Here is a 23,227-nt window from a genome sequence, read left to right as displayed (position 1 = left end):
TGGCGGCAATGGGCCGCTTCGTCGCCCCGGCGGCCAGGGCCTATGCTGAACAAGGAAGACATTCGGCCCTACAAGGAAAAAACCAATGACGTTGCTCTGGCTGCTGGTTCTTTTGCTCGGCATCGCGGTGATCGCTCATCTGCGCGTCTCGCCGATTCCGGCGTTGGCGATCGTCGCGACCTACCTGATCCTCATGAGCGCCGCCGAGGAACCACCCGGCTGGCTGATGCTCGTGCTTTGGCTCGTGCTGATCGCCGTCGCCGTACCACTGCTGGCCGACGGCCTTCGCCGCAAATACTTCAGCGGCCCGATGTTCGACTGGTTCAAGAAAGTGCTGCCGCCGATTTCCGCCACCGAGCGCGACGCCATCGAGGCCGGCAGCGTCTGGTGGGACGGCGAACTGTTCAGCGGCCGGCCGCACTGGGACACCCTGCTCGATTACCCGCCGGCACGCCTGAGCGACGAGGAACAGGCCTTTCTCGACGGCCCGACCGAAACGCTCTGCGCCATGGTCAGCGAATGGGACATCGCCCAGCGCCTGGACCTGCCGCCGGCCGCCTGGGACTACATCAAGGCCGAGGGCTTCTTCGCCCTGATCATTCCCAAGGAATACGGCGGCAAGGGCTTCTCGGCCTACGCCCATTCGCAGATCGTGATGAAGCTGGCCACCCGCAGCGGCGACCTGGCCAGTACCGTGATGGTGCCCAACTCCCTCGGCCCGGCCGAACTGCTGCTGCACTACGGCACCGACGAACAGCGCAACCATTACCTGCCGCGCCTGGCCGACGGCACCGACATCCCCTGCTTCGCCCTCACCGGTCCCTATGCCGGCTCCGACGCCGGCGCGATGAACGACAGCGGGGTGATCTGCAAGGGCCACTGGCAAGGCGAGGAAGTGCTCGGCCTGCGCCTGAACTGGGAGAAACGCTACATCACCCTCGGCCCGGTCGCGACCCTGCTCGGCGTGGCCTTCAAGACCTACGACCCGGAACATCTGCTCGGCGAAGAGGAAGAACTCGGCATCAGCCTGGCGCTGATCCCCACCGACACCGCCGGCGTTTCCATCGGCCGTCGCCACCTGCCGCTGGGCGCGGCCTTCATGAACGGGCCGAACTGGGGCAAGGACGTCTTCGTGCCGCTGGAAGCGATCATCGGCGGGCGCGAGATGATCGGCAAAGGCTGGATGATGCTGATGAACTGCCTGTCGGTCGGCCGCTCGATTTCACTGCCGGCCACCGGCACCAGCGCCGCCAAGATCTGCAGCTACACCTGCGGCCGCTACACGCAGATCCGCGAACAGTTCAACGTGCCACTGGCCGCCTTCGAGGGCATCCAGGAACCGCTGGCGCGCATCGCGGGCAACGCCTGGCTGATGGACGCCGCGCGCACCCTCACCGCCAACGCGGTCGACCTCGGCGAGAAGCCCTCGGTGCTCTCGGCGATCCTCAAGTATCACCTCACCGAACGCGGCCGCGCCTGCGTCAGCGACGCCATGGATATCCACGGCGGCAAGGGCATCATCCTCGGGCCGAACAACTACCTCGGCCGCCTGTGGCTGTCGGCGCCGATCTCCATCACCGTCGAAGGCGCCAACATTCTCTCGCGCAACCTGATGATCTTCGGCCAGGGCGCGATCCGCTGCCATCCGTTCGTGCTGCGGGAAATGGAAGTGCTACACGAACCCGACCGCGAAGCGGCGGTGGCGAAATTCGACAGCCTGCTGATGCAGCACATCGGTTTCGCCGTCGGCAACACCGCGAGCACCCTGCTGCTGGGGCTGAGCTTCGGTCTCATGGGCCGCGTGCCGGGCACCGCCCTCACCCGCCCCTACTTCCGCGCACTGAACCGCATCGCCGCGGCCTTCGCCATGCTCGCCGACCTCTCGATGATGCTGCTGGGCGGCGAACTCAAGCGCCGCGAGCGGCTGTCGGCACGGCTGGGCGACGTGCTCAGCCAGCTGTATCTCGCCTCGGCGGCACTCAAGCGGTTCCACGACCTGGGCCAGCCCGCCGAACAGGAACCGCTACTGCGCTGGGCCCTGGAGGATTGCCTGGCCAAAGCGGAAGAAGCGCTGAAGAACCTGCTCGCCAATTTCCCCAACCGTGCCCTGGGCTGCGTACTGCATGCGCTGGTGTTCCCCTTCGGCGCCCGCCACAAGGGGCCGTCCGATGCGCTGGATGCCGAAGTGGCGGCCCTGCTCGGCCGTCCGGAAGGCGACCCGGCACTGGAGCGCATCCTCGATGGCATGTACCGCCCACAGGACCCGCAACAGCCGCTCGGCGCCCTGAAGCGCGCCTTCGACGTGCTGGTCGCCAGCCAGGACGCGGCGCAGAAACTGGCCAAGGCGCTGAAGGCCGGCACCATCATGCCGCAGGCCGACGGCCACCCGATCGCCGTGGCGCTGGCCGCCGGGGTCATCGACGAAGCCGAAGCGCAGCGCCTGCAGACCGCCGAAGAGGCGCGCCGCACGGTCATCGACGTGGACGACTTCGCCAAGGAGGAGCTGCAGCTGCAGGACGGGAAGATACGTTGAAGCCGCAGATCACCGGGGGATGACGCTGCATGCGCCGCATTCCGGACATCGCGCCCATGGTGAACTGAATGGCGTGCAGGTTGGGTTGAGGCGCCCGGCGCCGAAGCCCAACTCGCACGAACGTATCGCCTGGCATCACCCTCGTTGGGCTTCGCTACGCTCAACCCAACCTACAGAGCCGAAACCCGGTCGTAGGTTGGGTTGAGCCTGCGAAGCCCAACAAACGAACCGGCAGAGCAACACCTGGGCCGAACCCGCTCATCCGCCCTCGAGCCCGACTCAACCACAACCACCGACGCCTCGCTCAATCCGGCCGGCGTCGCGGCCAGACCAGGCTGAAACGGGCGCCGCCCAGCTCGCTGTGCGCCAGCTGCGAGCGGCCGCCGTGCCAGTAGATGATGCGCCGCACGATGGACAGGCCGAGCCCATGCCCGCCCGAGGCGCGGGTGCGGCTGTCGTCCAGGCGCAGGAACGGCGTGAACACCTTCTCCCAGTCCTCCTCCGGCACGCCGGGACCGTCGTCGTCCACGTCCAGCCGCACCTGCTGCGCCTCGATGGCGAAGCCGACCCGTACCCGGTGCTCGGCATGGCGCATGGCGTTGCTGATCAGGTTGCTCAGGGCGCGGCGCAGATACTGCGGTTCCGCCTCGGCCCAGCAGCTGCCATCCGCGGCCGCGACGCAGTCGCCACGCGCGACGTCGATATCCGGCCGCAGCGGCGCCAGCTCGCCGATCACCTGATCCACCAGCGCGCGCAGATCGACCCGCTGGAACTTCAGCGTCGGCGAGCCACGCTCGAGGCGGGAATACACCAGCATCTCGTCGACCAGCGCATCGAGGTCGTCGATATCGCCGTCCATGCCTTCCAGGTACTTGCGGCGCGCCTCGTCGCTTGCCGCCTCGGCACTCATCTCCAGGCCGAAGCGCAGGCGCGCCACCGGCGTACGCAGCTCGTGGGCCACCGCGCTGACCATCTCACGCTGCACCGCCAGCAGACGTTGCAGGTGCTTGGCCATGCCGTTGAACGCCGCCGCCAACCGACCGACCGAGTCGGTGCCGGCATCCGGCACGCGGGTTTCCAGGTTACCGGCGGCGATGCGCGTGGCTGCGCCCTCTAGTTCGCTCAGCCGCTGCTCCAGCTGGCGCACCAGCAGGTAGACCGTCAGGCCGATCAGCGACAGGCCGAGCACGCCGATCAGCAGCAGCAACTGCGGCGGGTAGGGATTGAGCGGATACAGCGGCCCCAGCTGCATGATCCAGCCGGTTCCGGCGATCGCGGCGAATACGCGAACGGCTTCGCCCCCCCGGTCCAGCGCCATCACCGTGTCGCCCTCGTCGAGACGGCGGCGCTGATCGTCGTCCAGGTTGGCGCTGTCGCGCGTCACCAGTTCCAGGTCGAAACCGAAACCGCGCGCCTGTTTCAGCGTGGCCAGGCGCCGCGGCTGCTCGGCCTCGGGGTAGCGGATCAGCTCGTCGATCAGCAGGTAGATGGTGGCGCGCGCCAGCTGCTCGCTGACCTGCTCCACCTCGCCGGTAAGCACCAGCCGATCCCGGGCACTGACCAGGCTGAACACCGTGGTGCTGCGCGGACGAATCTGCTCGACCAGCACCTGCCCGCGCAGCAGGCGTGCCTCCAGCCGGCTGTCCAGGCTGACATCGTCCAGCGTGCGCACCCGCAGCGGAATCCCCAGCAACCGCCCCCAGAGGTTCGCCGCCTGGCGCCGCTCGACGGGCGTCATGCTGCTCATGTTGTGCGCCATCAGACGGAAGGTGCCGCCGGCCAGGCGCTCGCGATGCGCGTCCGCGCGCACCTCGTTGAGCAACTGCAGGCCGCCGGTGCCGAGCAGCGCCACCAGCACCAGCACCGCCAGCACACCGCCATAGATGCGCAGGAAAATGGAATTCATCGCAGCGCTTCGGCCGCCTCGGGAACGAACAGATAGCCCTTGCCGCGCACCGTCTTGATCAGCCGCGGATGCTCCGGATCGTCGCCGATCTTCGGCCGGATGCGCGAAATGCGCACATCGATGGAGCGATCCTGGCCGTCGTACTCGATGCCGCGCAACTGGGCGAAGATTTCCTCGCGCGAGAGGATGCGCCCGGCATTGGAGGTCAACAGCCAGAGCAGATCGAACTCCGCGCCGGTCAGCTCGATCGGCTGCTCGCGCAGCCAGGCTTCGCGCAGGGCACTATCGACCACCAACGGGCCGAACTGCAGGCGCTTGACGGCCGCGGGAGGCACCTCGAGGCCCTCGCGGCGGCGCAACAGGGCGCGGATGCGGGCCAGCAACAGGCGCGGCCGCACCGGCTTGCAGACATAGTCGTCGGCGCCGGTTTCCAGTCCCAGCACCTGATCCAGGTCGTCGGCGCGGGCGGTGAGCATGAGGATCGGCCCGTCGTAGCGGTCGCGCACCCGGCGGCAGATCGACAGGCCATCCTCGCCGGGCAACATCAGGTCGAGCACCACCAGGTCCGGGCGCTCCTCGATGATGCGCTCGGCGGCGCGGGCGCCATCGGCCTCGATGGCGACCTCGAAACCGCCGTTCGCCAGCAGGTATTCCTGGGTCAACTCGGCCAGCCGCCGATCATCCTCGACGATGAGAATCCGCCACGCTTCTTGTTCCATCCCCCGCCCTCCCGTGATCCATCAGGCACCCGCTGAACGGCGGCCATTGTACCCAAGGCCGGATGCCAGACGAGGCCGAAAAACCGTACTGAAACAAACACAACATATAGTGTCGCGCCGCCACGGAAGAAGATGCCTCAACGATGCGTATTTCGTCGGTTTCCGGGCAAGCGCCGATACCATGCGGGCTGTACCGGCAGTGGCGCATTTCACCCACAAAACACACACATGTTATCCACAGCTTATCCCGGCAATGCGCCTTGCATTGGCGCCGGGCCAGCATTATCTTGTCGCCCCTTCGCTTCCTACCCCCTAGATGTTGGGGTGGAAGGCGCACTGCGACACAATCACGGAAGCACCAGAGGCCGAGCGTGCAGCCCCTCTCTCCGCTACCTGAAACAACCTTTATCCGCCTCCCGTCAAGCCTGAATGCAGCGTCCTGACGGCTGGCCAGCGACTCCAATCCCGGACCAAGCAGCTGTGCTAGGAATCGACTAGAAACACAACATATTGTGTTGACAGTTCATCCAGCCTGACTATTCTTCCGGGACGTCGACTCCACCTGGGAAGGTCGGGTCATCCCTTTTTTTGCGACACCGCATGCGCCGGCCCGCCGGGGCATGCTTCATGCAGTCATGTAGTAAGGAATGCCCGGGCTCACCCGAGCCCGGCACAGAACGAATACCGCGACCAGAGAGAATCCGGAGCCCCCATGCAGAACCAATCCACTCGCGAGAACCCGCTTTCAGCCGATACCCCGGATCTGGCGGCCACCGCCCCGGGCCAGCTGCGCGTGATCAAGCGCAACGGTACCGTCGTGCCCTACACCGACGACAAGATCACCGTTGCCATCACCAAGGCCTTTCTCGCGGTGGAAGGCGGCAACGCCGCCGTGTCCTCGCGCATCCACGACACCGTCGCGCGCCTGACCGAGCAGGTCACCGCCACCTTCAAGCGCCGCATGCCGTCGGGCGGCACCATCCACATCGAGGAGATCCAGGACCAGGTCGAACTGGCCCTGATGCGCGCCGGCGAGCAGAAGGTCGCCCGCGACTACGTGATCTACCGCGAAGCCCGCGCCCAGGAGCGCAAGAGCGCCAGCGTTGCCGGCGAGATCGCCCAGCCGCACCCGAGCATCCGCGTCACCCGCGCCGATGGCAGCCAGCAGCCGCTGGACATGGGCCGCCTGCAGACCATCATCACCGAGGCCTGCGAAGGCCTGGCCGAAGTCGATGGCGCGCTGATCGAGCGTGAAACCCTGAAGAACCTCTACGACGGAGTGGCCGAGAAGGACGTCAACACCGCGCTGGTGATGACCGCCCGCACCCTTGTCGAGCGCGAGCCGAACTACAGCCAGGTCACCGCGCGCCTGCTGATGGACACCCTGCGTGCCGAAGCCCTGGGCTTCCTCGGCGTAGCCGAGTCCGCCACTCACCACGAGATGGCCGATCTTTACGCCAAGGCCCTGCCGGCCTACATCGAGAAAGGCGTCGAGTTCGAACTGCTCGATGCCAAGCTGAAGGGCTATGACCTGGCCAAGCTGGGCGCGGCGCTCGATCACGAGCGCGACCAGCAGTTCACCTACCTCGGCCTGCAGACCCTCTACGACCGCTACTTCATCCACAAGGACAACGTCCGCTTCGAGCTGCCGCAGATCTTCTTCATGCGCGTGGCCATGGGCCTGGCCATCGAGGAAGAGCAGAAAGAAGCGCGCGCCATCGAGTTCTACAACCTGTTGTCGTCCTTCGACTACATGGCCTCGACGCCGACCCTGTTCAACGCCGGCACCCTGCGTCCGCAGCTGTCCTCGTGCTACCTGACCACCGTGCCGGACGACCTGGGCGGCATCTACGACTCCATCCGCGACAACGCCCTGCTGTCCAAATTCGCCGGCGGCCTGGGCAACGACTGGACCCCGGTACGCGCGCTGGGCGCCTACATCAAGGGCACCAACGGCAAGAGCCAGGGCGTCGTGCCGTTCCTGAAAGTGGTCAACGACACCGCCGTGGCGGTCAACCAGGGCGGCAAGCGCAAGGGCGCGGTCTGCGCCTACCTGGAAACCTGGCACCTGGACATCGAGGAATTCCTCGAGCTGCGCAAGAACACCGGTGACGACCGTCGCCGTACCCACGACATGAACACCGCCAACTGGATTCCGGACCTGTTCATGAAGCGCGTGTTCGATGACGGCCCCTGGACCCTGTTCTCCCCGTCCGACGTACCCGACCTGCACGACCTCACCGGCCGCGCCTTCGAGGAGCGTTACGAGTACTACGAGGAGCTGACCAAGTACGGCAAGATCAAGCTGTTCAAGACCCTGCCGGCCAAGGACCTGTGGCGCAAGATGCTCTCGATGCTGTTCGAGACCGGCCACCCGTGGCTGACCTTCAAGGACCCGTGCAACCTGCGCAGCCCGCAGCAGCATGTGGGCGTAGTGCACAGCTCCAACCTGTGCACCGAGATCACCCTGAACACCAACAAGGATGAGATCGCCGTCTGCAACCTGGGCTCGATCAACCTGGTCAACCACATCAATGACGGCAAGCTGGACGCGGCCAAGCTGGAGCGCACCGTGCGCACCGCCGTGCGCATGCTCGACAACGTCATCGACATCAACTACTACAGCGTGCCGCAGGCGCAGAACGCCAACTTCAAGCACCGCCCGGTGGGCCTGGGTATCATGGGCTTCCAGGACGCCCTGTACCTGCAGCACATCGCCTACGGTTCCGATGCCGCCATCGACTTCGCCGACAAGTCCATGGAAGCCATCAGCTACTACGCCATCCAGGCCTCCTGCGACCTGGCCGACGAGCGCGGCGCCTACTCCAGCTTCGACGGCTCACTGTGGTCCAAGGGCATCCTGCCGCTGGATTCCCAGCAGATCCTCATCGAGGCCCGTGGCCAGAAGTATATCGACGTCGACCTGTCCGAATCGCTGGACTGGGCGCCGGTGCGCGAGCGCGTCAAGAAAGGCATCCGCAACTCCAACATCATGGCCATCGCGCCGACCGCGACCATCTCCAACATCGTTGGCGTGTCGCAGTCCATCGAGCCGACGTACCAGAACCTGTACGTCAAGTCGAACCTGTCCGGCGAGTTCACCGTGATCAACCCCTACCTGGTCCACGACCTCAAGGCCCGCGGCCTGTGGGATCCAGTGATGGTCAACGACCTCAAGTACTACGACGGCTCCGTGCAGCAGATCGAACGCATCCCGCAGGACCTGAAGGACCTGTACGCCACCGCCTTCGAAGTGGAAACCAAGTGGATCGTCGAGGCCGCCAGCCGCCGCCAGAAGTGGATCGACCAGGCCCAGTCGCTGAACCTCTACATCGCCGGCGCCTCGGGCAAGAAACTCGACGTGACCTACCGCATGGCGTGGTTCCGCGGTCTGAAGACCACCTACTACCTCCGTGCCCTGGCCGCGACCAGCACCGAGAAGTCCACCATCAACACCGGCAAGCTGAACGCCGTGAGCTCGGTGATCGACGAAAGCCTGAGTGCTGAACCGAAGCCGGCACCGGTACCGCAGGCCTGTTCCATCGATAACCCCGACTGCGAAGCCTGTCAGTAAGAAAGTCGCGCGCATCTGAACGGCGGCTGCGACGTTGCCCGGCGAGTCGGCCCCCATTGCGTACATCAGTACGCTCAGGGGCTCCTCCTGCCGGGCGCCTTGCAGCCACTCGCTCAGCTGCACGCTCGCACCGAGTGGCCTGTTTCGTAGGGTGGATGCCGCTTTCCGCATCCACCGATGCGACCCACTCATGGTCGACCGCGACCAACAATTTCCGCGCTTTTGCGTGCACAACCAAAAGCCACCCATACATCCGACCGGCCATGCCCGGTCCCCAATCAGGAGCAACCGCACATGCTGAGCTGGGACGAATTCGACGAAGAAGAAACCACCACCGCCGCGCCGGCCACCGCAGCCGCGCAGCCGGCGAGCCAGACCGCCGCCAAGCTGGACAACGAAGCCGCCGGCTCCGTGGAAGAAGCCCGCGCCGTTGCCGCTGACGACTCCGACGCCATCGCCCGCGCCAAGCGTGCGCTGGACGAACTGGACGTGCGCGAAGGCCTCAACGAACTGGAAGGCGAAGCCGCCCGCGTGCGCGTCGACGAGAAGCGCATGATCAACGCCCGCGCCGACCTCAACCAGCTCGTCCCCTTCAAGTACGACTGGGCCTGGCAGAAGTATCTGGATGGTTGCGCCAACCACTGGATGCCGCAGGAAGTGAACATGAACGCCGACATTGCCCTGTGGAAGAGCAAGGACGGCCTCAGCGAAGACGAGCGCCGCATCGTCAAGCGCAATCTCGGCTTCTTCTCCACCGCCGACAGCCTGGTCGCCAACAACCTCGTGCTGGCCACCTATCGCCTGATCACCAACCCCGAGTGCCGCCAGTACATCCTGCGCCAGGCCTTCGAAGAGGCGATCCACACCCACGCCTACCAGTACTGCATCGAGTCGCTGGGCATGGATGAAGGCGAGATCTTCAACATGTACCACGAGATCCCCAGCGTCGCGAAAAAGGCCAGCTGGGGCCTCAAGTACACCCGTTCCATCTCCGACCCGACCTTCCAGACCGGCACCCCGGAGACCGACAAGCAGTTCCTGCGCAACCTCATCGCCTACTACTGCGTACTCGAAGGCATCTTCTTCTACTGCGGCTTCACCCAGATCCTCTCCATGGGCCGCCGCAACAAGATGACCGGCACCGCCGAGCAGTTCCAGTACATCCTGCGCGACGAGTCCATGCACCTGAACTTCGGCATCGACATGATCAACCAGATCAAGATCGAGAACCCGCACCTGTGGGACGCCGAGATGAAGGACGAAGCGACCCAGATGATCCTCCAGGGCACCCAGCTGGAAATCGAATACGCCCGTGACACCATGCCCCGTGGCGTGCTCGGCATGAACGCCGCGATGATGGAGGACTACCTCAAGTTCATCGCCAACCGCCGCCTGACGCAGATTGGTCTGAAGGAAGAGTATCCAGGCACCACCAACCCGTTCCCGTGGATGAGCGAGATCATGGACCTGAAGAAGGAGAAGAACTTCTTCGAGACGCGGGTGATTGAGTATCAGACGGGTGGGGCTTTGAGCTGGGATTGATGGCCAACTGACATTGGCGTAGATTAACCCTACACCTGCCATGGATGTTGGGATTTAACTTAAAAGCCCCGCCTAGTGCGGGGCTTTTTTCTAGAGAAGTTAAATGAACATCCCATTTGATCTTAAAGAATCAGTGCAAAATAACACACTTGTGCTTTTTGTTGGATCTGGCTTTTCAACAAATGCAGGACTACCAACTTGGGCAGATTTAGTAAAAATATTTTTAACTGACAATAGAGATAGGATCCCAAACGCCAATGTGTACGAGCAAAACCTTGAGGTTGGAATACTTTCACCGATTGAGGTACTTGAAAAGTTAAAAGACAAGTACAAGAAGCAAATATACGAGAGCTTTGAAAAAAAATTAAGCAACGGAGTCCAAAGCGAAATACACAAGAAACTATGTAAAATCTCAAATAAAATCATAACCACAAACTATGATAAACTAATAGAATATAACTCAGAATCTGCCACTGTAATTGATACCAGCAGCGCATACAATCTATCCAAAATAGACACACAGAGCGAGTTCATATTAAAAATACATGGCGACATCTCCCGCCTCGATAGTTGCATAGTATTTAACGACGACTACATAAGGCTGTACTCCGGAAATACACTAGGTAAATTCCAGCTTGAAAAGATATTCTCGAGCTGCAGCTGCCTCTTTATTGGCTTTAGCTTTAACGATCCATATGTAGAGAAATTATTTGAAAAGATATCAACATTATACTCCGGTTTCGGTCGCCCTCATTTCTGGGCAACCACTGCAGAGAGAGAATTCGATGGAATAAGTAAAATTAAACTTTCAAAAAATGACGAAGTAGAAGAGCTAATAGACAATCTACTCAATATAAAACAAGCTCCTATGCCATTGCAGCAGTTGCCTGAGGAGACCTCGAAACAGCTTGAGGACAAAAGCAGTGAGCTTGAGCTAAAAAACGAAGGGACAGACATACCACCCAATATTGACTACTGGGTAGGGCGTGACTCAGAGCTTCGCTCTTTAGGAATTGATGATAGTTTTAAAGTATTTTTTATCACTGGTATCGGAGGAGAAGGTAAATCCTCTCTAGCTGCATACTATAGCGAACAAAGTAAAAAATCTGAGAAATATGAAATCATAGACTGGAGAGACTTCAAGGAACAAGAACACAACTTCGACTTAAAAATCATAAACATCATAGAGAGAATAACTTATAACAATATAACCCATGAAAACCTGGTAGGACTTGAAACCGACACGCTAATAAATATTTTCTTTAGAGAACTAAAGGATAAAAGCTGCCTTTTTGTTTTCGACAATGTAGACTCCTATATTGACCTTGAAAAATTCGAACCCATAGGCAATATAGGAAAGCTTGTAGAGCTAGCATTAAAAAACCACCACAACTCAAAATTTATTTTCACCTGTCGACCTTTCATTCATTATGCCGGAGTCGACTTTTTACAGCTTCGCCTTTCAGGTCTAACTAAAGAAGATGTCCTTCAATTATTTAGTTCATCAAAGCTACCAATAGGCAGTACTCATATAGAGCAAATCGCCGAGCGGGCCCATAAATTTACAGACGGTCATGCACTATGGATATCCTTGATATTAGCTCAAGCCAAGAGAGGGTTACGCGAGGTTGACGATTTTTTATTAAAAATTGAAAAGAAACACATTACAGCACCATCTGAGAGCTCATTTCTTTCAGAGCGAATCTTGAGGGAGATATGGGACAGCCTTAATAGCAAGCAAAAGATATTACTGCGAACTCTAGCGGAGGCAGTCACCTCTGAAACTGAAGAGGAAATATCAAAGATCATTGGCAGCGAATTAAACTATAATCAATTCTCAAAATCCCTAAGAACACTGAAAGACCTTCATCTTATAGTAGTAAAGGGTGAAGAGTCGTATCTAGAACTGCACCCACTTGTCAAAGAATTCATCAAAACTAATTTCCCATCGCACGAACAAAAAAAATACATATCTTTATTCATTAGCTATTACGATAGAGTAATCGTACTTCTAAAGCCTCGACTCAACCAAATACTAAGCCTCGGCGAGTTCAAATCCTGGTCCAATAAAATTGAACTCCAAATAAACAACAAAGAATATAACGACGCCATAGCCTTACTACTTGAAATACATGACGCAATAATCAGGTCAGGCTACATAGAAGAATTTGTACGCTTATCGTGCCTTTTGCTAGACGGATTACAATGGAGCAAAAGAAACACAAGCCAAATAAAAAACCTTCCAAAATTCATAAACGAAGCCATCACATCTATCATTGACTATGGAGACAACAGCTCCGCAACAAAACATCTAGAAAGCTACAAGACCTCTATCGCCGGAAAAAACAACGAATACATACTTTCTTTATCATTATACACACACCTTCATTGGTACAATGGAAATTTCGCAGACGCTATAAAGTGCGGCGAAGAAGCCCAGCACTTAATATCGAGGAGTGGGGACTCTGATATATGGTCGGCGAAACATCGATTAAATCTTGCTTACAGAGACTCGAAAATAGCAAAAAATATAAATCTCGCTCTAAACTTCTTCTTATCCAGCTACGAGCTTGAGGAAATCATATCTCCAAACTCTTTTAATAGCGAAGTACCATATACACTATATGGAAATACCGGAAGATGCCTTCACTTTATGGAAAGATATGAAGATGCATTGAACTGTTATGCAAAATCAGCACTTCTGATATCAAAAGACAACACCGCAGATGAAGAGCTTAATAAAGGATATGCATTTAGCTGGATCGGCGAAACGCTGAAAATATCAGGCAGCGAAGATTACCTCTATTTCTTATTGTACGCACACCAAAGTTGGAAAACGGTTGCCCCTCCGCTAGCAAACAAAATAGAAGAGATTATAAACACATTGCCTAAGACACCCACTATGAAATCAATACGTTCCACTAGCAGCTGGGATATAGAAAGGTATTGTACTGACTGGTATCAAAAAAGGGTTAAAGATAATTAACTTAATAATGCCGCCGTGGAACTGCCCGCGAACAGCATCCTGATAGAGGGCCTCGTCAAAGGGAGACGAGGCTTGTGGAGTGGTTACGTTTTTCCACACGATAAAACTAATCGAGCACAATATATAGCGCTACCAATACCCTTCGATTGGTGAGCTAGTAACTTATTCCACAACGTATGAGAACCCTTTATCTTGCGAGAAATACTGGACCTCCATAGATAATGGATTCAATGCAGCACAATTCCTTGAGCCACATGCGAGCAAAACGTAACTGATATCCTGTCCAAGAATCCTGACTTTAGTATTCTTTGCCGAATCATCACCTTTAGCAGTCACCAATATATCTGCAGCCTGAGTCCTCCCTTTACTCTCCATTGAAGCCAAGAAAAACAAGAAAGCCATCAACAAAATCAATACAATACCAAAACTCACCACCAAGCGCTTTGCCTTCTTTTCCACCAAAGTATCTTTTCTCTTCCCCAAACACAATCGTCTCAACTTAATAAGCTTCCTCCTTCGCCCAAAAGAGCTGCGACCATAGTCTATATATGCCGGCAATATAAGATAGGAATATACAAAAACACAAAGAAACAAGCCAAGTGCGAAAATAAAAACAGGACCGTAAGAAATCAACAACCCGTTATATAAAATGGCTGCCGTATCGACTCCCAACACATCAGAATCAAGGCCAAGCATCAGAAAGTATCCGTGTCTCTTAGCTGTGCCAGCACAAAACAGAAACCCGGTCAACAGGGCTAAAAGTAAGGCACCATCAAAAATCTTTCTAAACATTAATACTCCTGATATAACCTTATCTTAAAGTAAGTCCCCTATATAATGCATAGAAGGGAAAAGCTTTCGCCATTTTCCACGCCACGCTCGGCAATTATCGATAGAAAAACGTGATGACGCTAGATAACACTCCGCTTATCCAGCAGCGCGCCTTTCGACCACACCGCGTATGAATCAGGCACTGTCCATCCTACGGGATTAGCTCTGTAGCACGGGCAACACTCCACTTATCCCCGTTACGGATTACCCGACAACGCCACTATTAAAAATAAATCGTTATAACCTGCGGCAGACAGAGGTGGGCCTAACTCCATAAATATCTCCGACTTTTATCTAGGGACAGAATATCGACAGGCAGTATTGTTTGCAATACTTTATATTAATAACAACCCACCGCACTTGGCAGGTTGTTATTCACATGGTCACGCCGCCAGCTCTTGATTCTGCAATTTCTCTTGATCTACAATCCCAACCGCGGCAAGTGATACTTTGTTAAGTTTAATCATGATGGCCACAGCCCTTTCCACTCCCACTTGAATGGGGGGGCCATATCGTCGGATAACCAAGCCCTGACGCCTGAGCATGCGCTCAATTCCTGGGACCGTTACCGTCACAAACTCAGAGACTCCTTGACTAACACCAAACTCAAATACTTTTCTTATCACTTCTAGCGTTATGTCCGAAAATGCCATCGACCTGTTTTGCTCGGCGATAATAGCAAACCTACTCAATTCCCAAATGCTCGCTGCTTTTGGTGCACACTGCCCATAAAGAAGCTCTGGAAATGTATGTTCAAGCATATAGGGGCGCACAGTCGGTATGATCCTCCAACAACCGCTGACTCTATTATCTATTGATCTGTTAGCAATTACATAATAGGGGTCAAGCGCGTCGTACCCATCTAGCTCCATACCGTCAATGACCTGTACTTCCCACCCCTTTTTATGCTTAAACACCTCAGCCCTCAGGCTATACATTTCGCGCAATTGGATTTCGGTAAACTCCGTACGCTTCCCTATCTTTATATACATAGTCAGCACCTCGCGTAGAATGAAGGTGCACATTATTCAATATGAATAAATAGGAACAGCTATCAATCCTGATAGCTTACTTATTAAAGTACAGAGAGATAGAGTAACTTGTTTAGCAGGAGGTGATACATGCAAAACGTGGGAAAGCGGGCCAATTTAATAATTGAGCGCATGCGAAGCCTGAGGTTATTAAGAAAGCAAAGCCAAAGCGAATTCTGGATGAAATTTGGCATCAGTCAAGCCGGAGCAAGTCGAATTGAATGCACCAGTCAAATATCTTCACCGGTATTACTACTAGCAGAGCTCTATCTCGCAGGAATTATTGACGACGAAGATCTCTATCAATATTGTACTTACTCCCCTCGCACACCTACCAACCACAAAACCACTGTCGCACCATGCCTAAACCGAAGAGCAACCATCAAATAATTATATCTCCTCCCTGTATTGCTCTTACAACCGCCAACCCTTTGGAATCAACACCATACTTCCTCCGTACATTTTTCAAATGAAAATTAATGGTTGCTTCACTACACGACAAAATTATTGATGTTTCCCAAGCGGTTTTACCTACAGCACACCATTTTAGTACCTCGTATTCTCTGCGCGTTAGGTTCACCTTCTGCTTCTGATCTAGCTTGAGCAGCGCTGTACTGCTGGATATAGCGTAATCTCTAAGCAACGAGGCTATTGGCAGATAACGTTCAATGTTTTTTGTATAATTCATCCTGTCTGAAAGAGTAAATTTAAAGCTTAATAGGCCGGTTTCGCCCCCCGGCCCGTGCAGAGGCAAAGTGATTCCTTGAATCAAACCGTAGGCCGCAGCCTCTTCATAGAATGCTAACTGCTCAAACGTCTCATATATGCTCCGGTCCCAGAGGATTGGTAAAGCTGAAGCAAAACTCTTCTGAACTACGGGATCGACAGAAGCATACCCATTTTCGTCGTATTTCTGACGCCATTCACTGGGATAGGTGCTGAGAATTATCGCATTGTCATTAGGAGCCAGCTTCTCCTTTTTTAGCGCGAAGAGAACCTGCTCTGCATTGACACTTGCGGATAGGCGAACAAGCTTAGAGAACCACTCCGTCAAGCTCGTGGCAGTTAAGAGTTCGGAAAAATCGTACATATAGGCTCGCTATCATCTGTCTATGGGCATGTTTGCTCCAACAGACATCTCATAGCGCCGTTAGCGCTGATACTACTAAAAGCTGTGGAGCCATTTGCTGGCTTGCTGTCATAGTTCAATTAGCATAGACGCGTAAGGCACTTGCAAAATGCAGCCCTGTTCTGAAGCTTTACTCGCCAATTAGACGCAGAGAACACGAAATCAAAGAATGCAATTCCGAATGAATCCGCATACTTGAGCACAAGTTTTAACGAATACACTCAAAACACAACGCCTGCGCGCCTAAAATCTGCTCGGATAGAACTAACAACACAGCTATGGTCGAGAATGCTCGCCCCAGCTCGCTGTGCATATACGACTAATGGCTTAGACTAGCCATCTCCATAGATTCAAAGCCACGAATTGGCCTAAGTAGTCGCTCTAAGAAATAGCCGATTCAAGAGGGATCAGGTGACTCCGAGATTTGATTGTGCTGATCATGCCACGTTACTGAGAAATAAAAATGGCCGCAATCATCCAGCTTATCCGCTAATGGCCACGCTGTGCCAGAGCGCAATCGTTGACGCTATGTGGATCATACGCCGAGTCTGCTCAAGAACAAGGAGGCAAGCGTACCCCAGAAACGCACCAGATATGCCAAGATCGAAAAGCATCCCGAGCATGAGATCGTCACCGTCACAAACCATCTGCAACAGCCACAAGAAACATGGCAAGCTCTGGGCACCGAAGGCGCACGATAGAGAAAGCCAAGAAACAGCTAGAGCCAAGATCGCCCATCCCAGATGATCAAGCACCAGTTCGGCCACACCAAAGTACGCCAGCATGTGCTGGCCACCGCAGGTAAAGCTCGTCTGAATGCGAAAAGGGAGTGCCGCGACTACCCGTAGCGGCTATGAACCAGGAAACGCGGATGGTTTGGGGATTCTGGATTGATTGACCACATCCAAAATCGCTGAAGGAGGAAGCCAACATATGGCTATTTTTTCAAAACCAACCACAGGTGGCACAAAAATAATAGCTTAGAGAGGCATCATGGTTACTAAATCGCTTTCTGGCTAGCACCTAATAATATTGCCAAAATAACCAGAACCATGCCTAAAAGCTGGCCAAATGACAAAATCTCACTTAACACTCCGAAACCTATCAACGCTGCGCTGATAGGCATCACGCCAGTAAATAATCCAGCTACGCTTGCCGGAACCTGCGAAATCCCCCTATACCAAAATAGAAATGAAAGAACACTTGCAGTGATAGAATAAAATACAACCCAACCCCAAAGCTCTGCAGATGGGCCAGTCCAATTGAATCTTATTGCTTGTGGAATAGCTAAAGGCATAAACAAGATAAATCCAACAACATTAACGCCAAACGCCATACTCCACGGATGTACTGTAAGAGATAAGTGTCGAGAAAAAACAGCAAAAATTGCCTCAGCCAAAACGGCCCCCAGCACCAAGGCATTCCCTAGAACAGTCATTGTGCCGGAGAAAGCGGCATCTTGTAGGTTCAAAACAGCTATACCAGTAACCGCAAAAATAATTGCTACTATTCCTCGGCCATGTGTTCGCTCACGCAACCATACCCAAGCCAACAGAGCTATTATGGACGGAAGAGCGCTTGTTATAACCCCAGCACTCATTGCGGTTGTATACTTCACACCATACAACATAAATATGCTAAACAAAAAACAACCGAAAAAAGATTGAATAAAAAGCCCACGCCACGCATAGAAATTTAGCCCCTGTCGAAATGACGATCGAAACATCCCGGGGAGCAATACCACGCTAGCAATGAAAAATCGCAAAACCGCAAAAAGAAAAACAGGAAGCTCTAAAATCACCAGCTTTCCAATGGCAATATTAGCTCCAACCATAAACATAGAAATAGCCAAACAAAAACAAGCAAACACTGGCAATCCAGAGGCACTCTTATGCATTTCCTTTCCATTGATAGCAATGTTTTACAAAAAATATAATTTCATACTTACTGAAAGCCACTATCAAAAAGCCAGACCTCAAATCTCCAAGCCGCAAATCAAAATTACCGCAAATAAATCTGCATTCTACTGTGGTCAACTAGCGTGAGCCAAGAATTTTCGCCCCTACTCTTACTATTGTAGCACCATATTCTATAGCCGTTAGATAATCACTACTCATCCCCATGCTTAACTCGGGAAGATCAAATCGCTCCTGAATGGCTTTCATTCTCGAAAAATAAGGGGCAGGCTTTTCACATGCAGGAGGAATACACATAACGCCGGATATCTTTAAGGCATACTCATCAACACACTGCCGAAACAAGCGCTCAAAATGCTCCGGAAAAACCCCCGACTTCTGAGGCTCCCTTCCAATATTTACTTGAATAAAACATGACAAATTTCGACCTTGCGCAACAATTTCGCGTGCTATCCGGGCAGCAGCTTCTACTCTGTCTATAGACTGAACAACATCAAACATCCGGACGATATCTTTGATTTTTCGTGACTGCAGGGCACCAATATAATGCAGCTTAGTATCGGGGAAATCCTGTAATAAAGAGGGCCATTTCCCAAGCGCTTCTTCTAATCTGCTTTCCCCAAAAACCCTATGTCCCTCAGCTAATAATAGACGTATTCTATCAGCCCCTTGAAACTTTGACACCACTACGAGGCGACATTTAGGCTTTAATACTGATGCTGCTTGGATCTCATTTTTAACGGAGTGATAGTTTTCAAGAATGCTTTGCATCTTCGAGTACCTCAACACCATTTTCAGTTACGAAAATCTTGAGCACAGTTTTGACATGCAATCCGGTTGCTTCTAATACTCTGGCCACACCACCATTTTCAACTTTCTCAACAACACAAATAATTTCGCTAACCTCAGCCCCCGCAGCCCGTATTGCTTTGACAAGGGCTATCAAAGCTCCTCCGGTACTAATAGTATCATCAATAATTGCAACCTTATCCCCAGGCACAATTCCATTCAAATATAAGACCCCCTGGAAATACTCCGACTCCAACTCAACTTTTACCTCATTGTAAGAATCTAGACCATAGGGGTACCAACGCGCAATCGCAAGTGGAGTATTCGACATCACTGAAACCAAGGTTGCTAAGGGGGCACCCTTATCTTCCTCAGTAACTATTTTAGTTACTTTTAAATCTCCGACTTGCATTACAGCTAAGGCAGCTTCCCACAAAACCGTTGGCCTAAGAGCCGGAAGCTGATCCGTAAATTCGTTTACAGTTGTTAGGTGCTTCCCTGACTTCACAACTCTTGCCGCCGCATATACGCTTTTCAGAAGCATTTTCATACCCTCGCGTCATAATTAACTTACTGAGTATTCAGGATAAACACCAGACCAACGACTTTTATACTTCCAAGAGGAATCAAAAAATAAAGTTATAACCACCTTACTTTGAAGCATGCGGCACAATTCTTCACAAACAAGCAAATTCGCTCCACAGGTAGGTCCAATCCCTAGATTTTCTTCCACAATAAACTGTTTCATTCGACTCCAAGATTTCTCCCCATTGACTATCACTATATTATCCACAACCGATTCATTTGTATTACTAGAAAGCACACCCGCCCCCAAACCCATCATATTGTGTGGGGCATGCGTAAACTCCATATTATTTTTCTTCGCATACAAAGGCGCTGACTTATCGACCTCAATACCTACTGTACTTATGTTAGGAAAACGAGACTTCAACACTTCCGATATCCCCGAAAAAGTGCCACCAGTTCCTATTGAGCACACAAAATAGTCAGGGACAACATCCTCCGACTCAAGGTATCTAACAATTTCATTGCCGCATTCTAGCCATGCAGCCTTATTAAGAAGATTCGAACCCTGATCCAGAAAATAAATCTCCCTTGGATCTTTTCCCCTAACAAAATCCTGGGCAGCCTGAACAGCCCCATTCAAGAACAAAGATTTTTCCGTCTCAAATAGTTCCGCACCATATTCGTATATCTGGGCTTTACGCTCATCAGTCATACCCTCTGGCATAAATATTTTTACATCATATCCTTTCTTTTTTCCAACCCAGGCAAGAGCGGCTCCCCCATTACCGGTCGAGCAGTCAACGAGAGTCATCCCTGGCCTTATCTTCCCCTCAGACTCTAATTTATTTACCATATACAAGAAGGTCCGATCCTTATGACTTCCCGTTGGATTCATAAACTCGCATTTTGCAAACACAGTATTTCCATTTAAATTAATACTGCTTACACGATGCATTGGCGTATTGCCAACCTGGTCAAGCTCTAATTGCTTAGACATAATTCCGCCTTCCCCTTTCTTACTGCCCGGTTGCGATCTCCTACCGGTAGGATCTAGCCACTTAGGCCAAGTAGTTCCTAGCAAGATTAAAAGTATTAGAATATTTTTATATCCTTTCACCTTAGAGTTTCGAATGTTTCATCATTCAAGGCCTGCTGCAACCTACCTAATCTGATAGGATTTCCTTAGTGCTTTGGGCATATCGATTAGCCTGAAGATATTTGGCATACCAGCCAAGTCACTGCGAAGCGGTAGCGATGACAGCAAGCGGCAGGCAGTGAACAAATTAGAGTTTGTTGCCAATGATCCATTAGCTCTAACTTGTCAGCTTTTCCTACAGCACAGATGCAGCCGGCGCGAGCTAATCGACAAATCCTTCACTGAAGCCATTCGCGATGAATAGAGGAGGTATTGAACCCTTGGCGCGGATCGCCACTCCTGACGCAACGTGGTTGTTACAGCTCCGGCATCCACTGATCGTTAAATCATTTATACGGATTGCTGGGACTTGAGCACCTTGCCAACCTTGAGGCCCGGAAAGGCGCTTGGCAGTGGATGTCTGAGTTGCATTAGGACAACATGCCAGCCGCTGGACGAAACTCATCGAGCGCGTAGTCGACTGGCCACGATCCAGCTTCCATCGGGCTTTATGACAAGGCATCTATACGATCGACTGGTGCGGTTACGGATGAGCTGAGGTCAGCGAATGATGATGTAAGCGAGGATATCTGGAAGAAATACGTGGAAAAGGCTTCGCCGTTTTCCACCCTACGCTGCGGTGAACTAGCCAGTCAGCTCACACAACCCACCCGGCACCTTCATCACCCACTCCCTCACCGCCCGAACCGTCGGATCATCCCGACGGCTCTCCGGGTACACCAGATGAAACGGCTTGCCCTCCATCTCCGGCCCGAATGGCTGCACCAGCCGCCCTTCCCTCAGTTCATCCTCAATCAACTGACGGCTCATCAAGGCGACGCCCTGCGCGCCGATGGCGGCGGAGATGGCGTGGGTCTCGTCGGAGAAGACCAGCCCGGCACTCACATCCAGCCCCGGCACGTTGGCGAGTTTCTGCCACGACGCCCAATGAATCGGCGCGGACAAGGCGGCTTGCGCACGGAAATGGATCAACGGGTGTTTGGGCAGCTCGGCTATATCCCGCAAGCCGAGGTGCGGGCTGCAGACAGGGACGAAGGTGTTATCGAACAGCTTCTCCGCCACCAGCCCGGGCCAGCGGCCGTCGCCGTAGCGGATGGCGATGTCGGCCGTGACGCCATCCAGCGCCACCGGCTCGTGGGAGGTGTGGAAGCGCAGGTCGATATCCGGATGCGAATCGCGCAGCAGGCACACCCAGGGCACCAGCCAGCGCACCGCGATGGCCGGTGTGGTGCTGAGGGTGATCGCCTGGCGGCAGGGCTTCGCGCTCAGGCGTTCGACCGTGGCGCTGATGCTGTCGAACGCGGCTTCCAGCGTCTGTTGCAGCTCGCGCCCCGGGTCGGTCAGCTCCAGCTTGCGCGGTTTGCGCAGGAACAGCGCCACGCCGAGCGACTCCTCCAGCGAGCGAATCTGGTGGCTGATCGCCGTAGCCGTGACGGACAGCTCCTCCGCAGCCTGTTTGGCGCTCTCGTGGCGAGCGGCGGCTTCGAAGGCTCGCAGCGCAGAAAGCGAAGGTAAGCGGCGGTGCGCCATGGCTGAGTTTCTCTCATCTGTAGTTGGAAGAAATGGTCGTTTGTCGCTCGTACAGCCTAGCCCTAGGCTGGATTTACCGCGAACGACAGATGAATTGAATCACAGAGGAGATTCGCCATGACGCACCTTCTGCACCTCGACGCCAGCGCCCGCCCCGGCCTTGCCGGCAAGGACGAACACGGTTCTCACAGCCGCAACCTCAGCCAGCGCTTCATCAGTCAATGGTTGGCGCGTCGCCCGCAGGATGGCGTGACCTACCGGGACATCGGCCAGAACCCGCCCTCTTTCGTCAGCCACGACTGGATCGCGTCGGCCTTCACGCCAGAGGAGCGTCAACAACCCTGGATGAAGGATGCCCTGGCCGAAAGCGACAGGCTGGTGGACGAACTGCTGGCCGCCGATGTGCTGGTCATCGGCACGCCGCTCTACAACTTCGGCATGCCGGCGGCGCTCAAGGCCTGGATCGATCAGGTGGTGCGCCTGAACCGCACGGTCGGGCTGGACGACAGCAACCCGCTTGATCCCTACGTGCCCATGTTGGCGGATCGGGAGCGGCACGCGGTCATCCTCACCGCCCGGGGCGGCGTAGGCTTCGGCCCCGGAGGGGCGATGGCGCATATGAACCATCTGGAGCCGAACCTGGCGACCGCGCTGGGGTTCATCGGCATCACCCGCATCCACCAGATCGCCATCGAGGGCCAGGAGGTGGGGGGCGAGCTGCTGGCCAATTCGGTGGCCGAGGCGCTGCGTCAGGTGGATGCGCTGGTGGCGGAACTGCAGAGCACCATCGCCGCGCCACGCCCCCGCGTCAGCCAGCGCCAGGCCGAAGCGAGCTAGCGAGCCTGGATGGCGGCCGGACGAGGCGAGCGAAGCGGCGTTCGGTCGCCGCGACTGGGCGGAGCCTCCCGCTCATAGGGGCGATATGGAACCGACTTCCCTTGTAAGTCTTAACTTAGCCTGCTTCAGGCCGTACTTCCCTCTGGTTACGAGACCGTGAGAGAGCTTGGGTCGAAGCAGGTTTTTCTCCCCACTAGTCCGAACGGTTGCCTGGGTTTGA

16 protein-coding genes are annotated in these 23,227 nt (G+C 54.7%); 6 read left to right on the top strand and 10 right to left on the bottom strand.

The genetic code is table 11. The features are described 5' to 3' along the window. Window positions 1–85 precede the first annotated feature (85 nt). Window positions 86–2,533 (top strand): acyl-CoA dehydrogenase, encoded by a 2,448-nt coding sequence (locus CXK94_RS21520; protein ID WP_102895814.1) that lies wholly within the window; start codon window positions 86–88, stop codon window positions 2,531–2,533. 304 nt (window positions 2,534–2,837) lie between these two features. On the opposite strand, the gene CXK94_RS21515 is transcribed toward CXK94_RS21520, so the two are convergent. Both CXK94_RS21515 and CXK94_RS21510 read right to left on the bottom strand, forming a co-directional pair. After that, window positions 2,838–4,439 (bottom strand): ATP-binding protein, encoded by a 1,602-nt coding sequence (locus tag CXK94_RS21515; protein WP_102895813.1) that lies wholly within the window; start codon window positions 4,437–4,439, stop codon window positions 2,838–2,840. Then, window positions 4,436–5,158 (bottom strand): winged helix-turn-helix domain-containing protein, encoded by a 723-nt coding sequence (locus CXK94_RS21510; RefSeq protein WP_037039228.1) that lies wholly within the window; start codon window positions 5,156–5,158, stop codon window positions 4,436–4,438. Before CXK94_RS21510 ends, CXK94_RS21515 begins: the two co-directional genes overlap by 4 nt. A gap of 712 nt (window positions 5,159–5,870) precedes the next feature. Between CXK94_RS21510 and CXK94_RS21505 the strand changes: the two genes are divergently transcribed. The 3 genes from CXK94_RS21505 (at window position 5,871) to CXK94_RS21495 (ending at window position 13,260) form a co-directional block, all read left to right on the top strand. Next, window positions 5,871–8,732, top strand: coding sequence for a ribonucleoside-diphosphate reductase subunit alpha (locus tag CXK94_RS21505; RefSeq protein WP_102895812.1), 2,862 nt, complete (start codon window positions 5,871–5,873; stop codon window positions 8,730–8,732). A 294-nt stretch (window positions 8,733–9,026) separates the two neighbouring features. After that, the gene (locus CXK94_RS21500; RefSeq protein WP_102895811.1) at window positions 9,027–10,274 is read left to right on the top strand and encodes a ribonucleotide-diphosphate reductase subunit beta; all 1,248 of its coding nucleotides are present in this window, start codon (window positions 9,027–9,029) and stop codon (window positions 10,272–10,274) included. Window positions 10,275–10,377: 103 nt separating this feature from the next. Then, the gene (locus tag CXK94_RS21495; RefSeq protein ID WP_080977990.1) at window positions 10,378–13,260 is read left to right on the top strand and encodes an SIR2 family protein; all 2,883 of its coding nucleotides are present in this window, start codon (window positions 10,378–10,380) and stop codon (window positions 13,258–13,260) included. Window positions 13,261–13,422: 162 nt separating this feature from the next. On the opposite strand, the gene CXK94_RS22360 is transcribed toward CXK94_RS21495, so the two are convergent. Together CXK94_RS22360 and CXK94_RS21490 are read right to left on the bottom strand one after the other, a co-directional pair. Beyond that, window positions 13,423–14,052 (bottom strand): hypothetical protein, encoded by a 630-nt coding sequence (locus CXK94_RS22360; protein WP_146032324.1) that lies wholly within the window; start codon window positions 14,050–14,052, stop codon window positions 13,423–13,425. A 422-nt stretch (window positions 14,053–14,474) separates the two neighbouring features. Further along, entirely contained in the window at window positions 14,475–15,083 is a 609-nt protein-coding gene (locus CXK94_RS21490; protein ID WP_053089822.1) for an acyl-homoserine-lactone synthase, read from the bottom strand. 129 nt (window positions 15,084–15,212) lie between these two features. Between CXK94_RS21490 and CXK94_RS22865 the strand changes: the two genes are divergently transcribed. After that, window positions 15,213–15,512 carry a hypothetical protein gene (locus CXK94_RS22865; protein WP_376778235.1) on the top strand — a complete coding sequence of 100 codons (300 nt, stop codon included), beginning with the start codon at window positions 15,213–15,215 and terminating at the stop codon, window positions 15,510–15,512. Here CXK94_RS22865 and CXK94_RS21480 read toward each other — a convergent pair. From CXK94_RS21480 to gcvA, 6 genes are all read right to left on the bottom strand, one after another. After that, complete coding sequence (locus tag CXK94_RS21480) at window positions 15,505–16,212, bottom strand: autoinducer binding domain-containing protein (RefSeq protein ID WP_102895810.1); 708 nt, start codon at window positions 16,210–16,212, stop codon at window positions 15,505–15,507. The two genes, CXK94_RS22865 and CXK94_RS21480, sit on opposite strands and share 8 nt — an antisense overlap. Window positions 16,213–17,251: 1,039 nt before the next feature. After that, window positions 17,252–18,148 (bottom strand): DMT family transporter, encoded by an 897-nt coding sequence (locus CXK94_RS21470; protein ID WP_234462124.1) that lies wholly within the window; start codon window positions 18,146–18,148, stop codon window positions 17,252–17,254. Between the two features lie 139 nt (window positions 18,149–18,287). Further along, window positions 18,288–18,938 (bottom strand): YggS family pyridoxal phosphate-dependent enzyme, encoded by a 651-nt coding sequence (locus CXK94_RS21465; protein ID WP_180984465.1) that lies wholly within the window; start codon window positions 18,936–18,938, stop codon window positions 18,288–18,290. Next, a complete protein-coding gene (locus CXK94_RS21460; protein WP_234462123.1) occupies window positions 18,922–19,506 on the bottom strand; it encodes a phosphoribosyltransferase family protein in 585 nt (194 codons plus the stop codon). The genes CXK94_RS21465 and CXK94_RS21460 overlap by 17 nt, the downstream gene beginning before the upstream one ends. Window positions 19,507–19,521: 15 nt before the next feature. Next, window positions 19,522–20,481 carry a cysteine synthase family protein gene (locus CXK94_RS21455; protein ID WP_080977987.1) on the bottom strand — a complete coding sequence of 320 codons (960 nt, stop codon included), beginning with the start codon at window positions 20,479–20,481 and terminating at the stop codon, window positions 19,522–19,524. A 783-nt stretch (window positions 20,482–21,264) separates the two neighbouring features. Next, entirely contained in the window at window positions 21,265–22,170 is a 906-nt protein-coding gene (gene gcvA / locus CXK94_RS21450) for a transcriptional regulator GcvA (protein WP_102895808.1), read from the bottom strand. A 117-nt stretch (window positions 22,171–22,287) separates the two neighbouring features. On the opposite strand from gcvA, the gene CXK94_RS21445 reads away from it, so the two are divergent. Beyond that, on the top strand, window positions 22,288–23,007 hold the full coding sequence (locus tag CXK94_RS21445; RefSeq protein ID WP_102895807.1) for an FMN-dependent NADH-azoreductase: 720 nt from the start codon (window positions 22,288–22,290) through the stop codon (window positions 23,005–23,007). Window positions 23,008–23,227: the final 220 nt, after the last annotated feature.

This window comes from Stutzerimonas stutzeri, assembly GCF_002890915.1.
Lineage (GTDB): Bacteria > Pseudomonadota > Gammaproteobacteria > Pseudomonadales > Pseudomonadaceae > Stutzerimonas > Stutzerimonas stutzeri_AF.
This window is presented reverse-complemented; position numbering and strand designations above follow the sequence as displayed.

Coding starts and splice junctions, on each gene's coding strand:
- CXK94_RS21520 (WP_102895814.1), top strand. CDS start 86: ATGACGTTGCTCTGGCTGCTGGTTCTTTTGCTCGGCATCGCGGTGATC.
- CXK94_RS21515 (WP_102895813.1), bottom strand. CDS start 4,439: ATGAATTCCATTTTCCTGCGCATCTATGGCGGTGTGCTGGCGGTGCTG.
- CXK94_RS21510 (WP_037039228.1), bottom strand. CDS start 5,158: ATGGAACAAGAAGCGTGGCGGATTCTCATCGTCGAGGATGATCGGCGG.
- CXK94_RS21505 (WP_102895812.1), top strand. CDS start 5,871: ATGCAGAACCAATCCACTCGCGAGAACCCGCTTTCAGCCGATACCCCG.
- CXK94_RS21500 (WP_102895811.1), top strand. CDS start 9,027: ATGCTGAGCTGGGACGAATTCGACGAAGAAGAAACCACCACCGCCGCG.
- CXK94_RS21495 (WP_080977990.1), top strand. CDS start 10,378: ATGAACATCCCATTTGATCTTAAAGAATCAGTGCAAAATAACACACTT.
- CXK94_RS22360 (WP_146032324.1), bottom strand. CDS start 14,052: ATGTTTAGAAAGATTTTTGATGGTGCCTTACTTTTAGCCCTGTTGACC.
- CXK94_RS21490 (WP_053089822.1), bottom strand. CDS start 15,083: ATGTATATAAAGATAGGGAAGCGTACGGAGTTTACCGAAATCCAATTG.
- CXK94_RS22865 (WP_376778235.1), top strand. CDS start 15,213: ATGCAAAACGTGGGAAAGCGGGCCAATTTAATAATTGAGCGCATGCGA.
- CXK94_RS21480 (WP_102895810.1), bottom strand. CDS start 16,212: ATGTACGATTTTTCCGAACTCTTAACTGCCACGAGCTTGACGGAGTGG.
- CXK94_RS21470 (WP_234462124.1), bottom strand. CDS start 18,148: ATGCATAAGAGTGCCTCTGGATTGCCAGTGTTTGCTTGTTTTTGTTTG.
- CXK94_RS21465 (WP_180984465.1), bottom strand. CDS start 18,938: ATGCAAAGCATTCTTGAAAACTATCACTCCGTTAAAAATGAGATCCAA.
- CXK94_RS21460 (WP_234462123.1), bottom strand. CDS start 19,506: ATGAAAATGCTTCTGAAAAGCGTATATGCGGCGGCAAGAGTTGTGAAG.
- CXK94_RS21455 (WP_080977987.1), bottom strand. CDS start 20,481: ATGTCTAAGCAATTAGAGCTTGACCAGGTTGGCAATACGCCAATGCAT.
- gcvA (WP_102895808.1), bottom strand. CDS start 22,170: ATGGCGCACCGCCGCTTACCTTCGCTTTCTGCGCTGCGAGCCTTCGAA.
- CXK94_RS21445 (WP_102895807.1), top strand. CDS start 22,288: ATGACGCACCTTCTGCACCTCGACGCCAGCGCCCGCCCCGGCCTTGCC.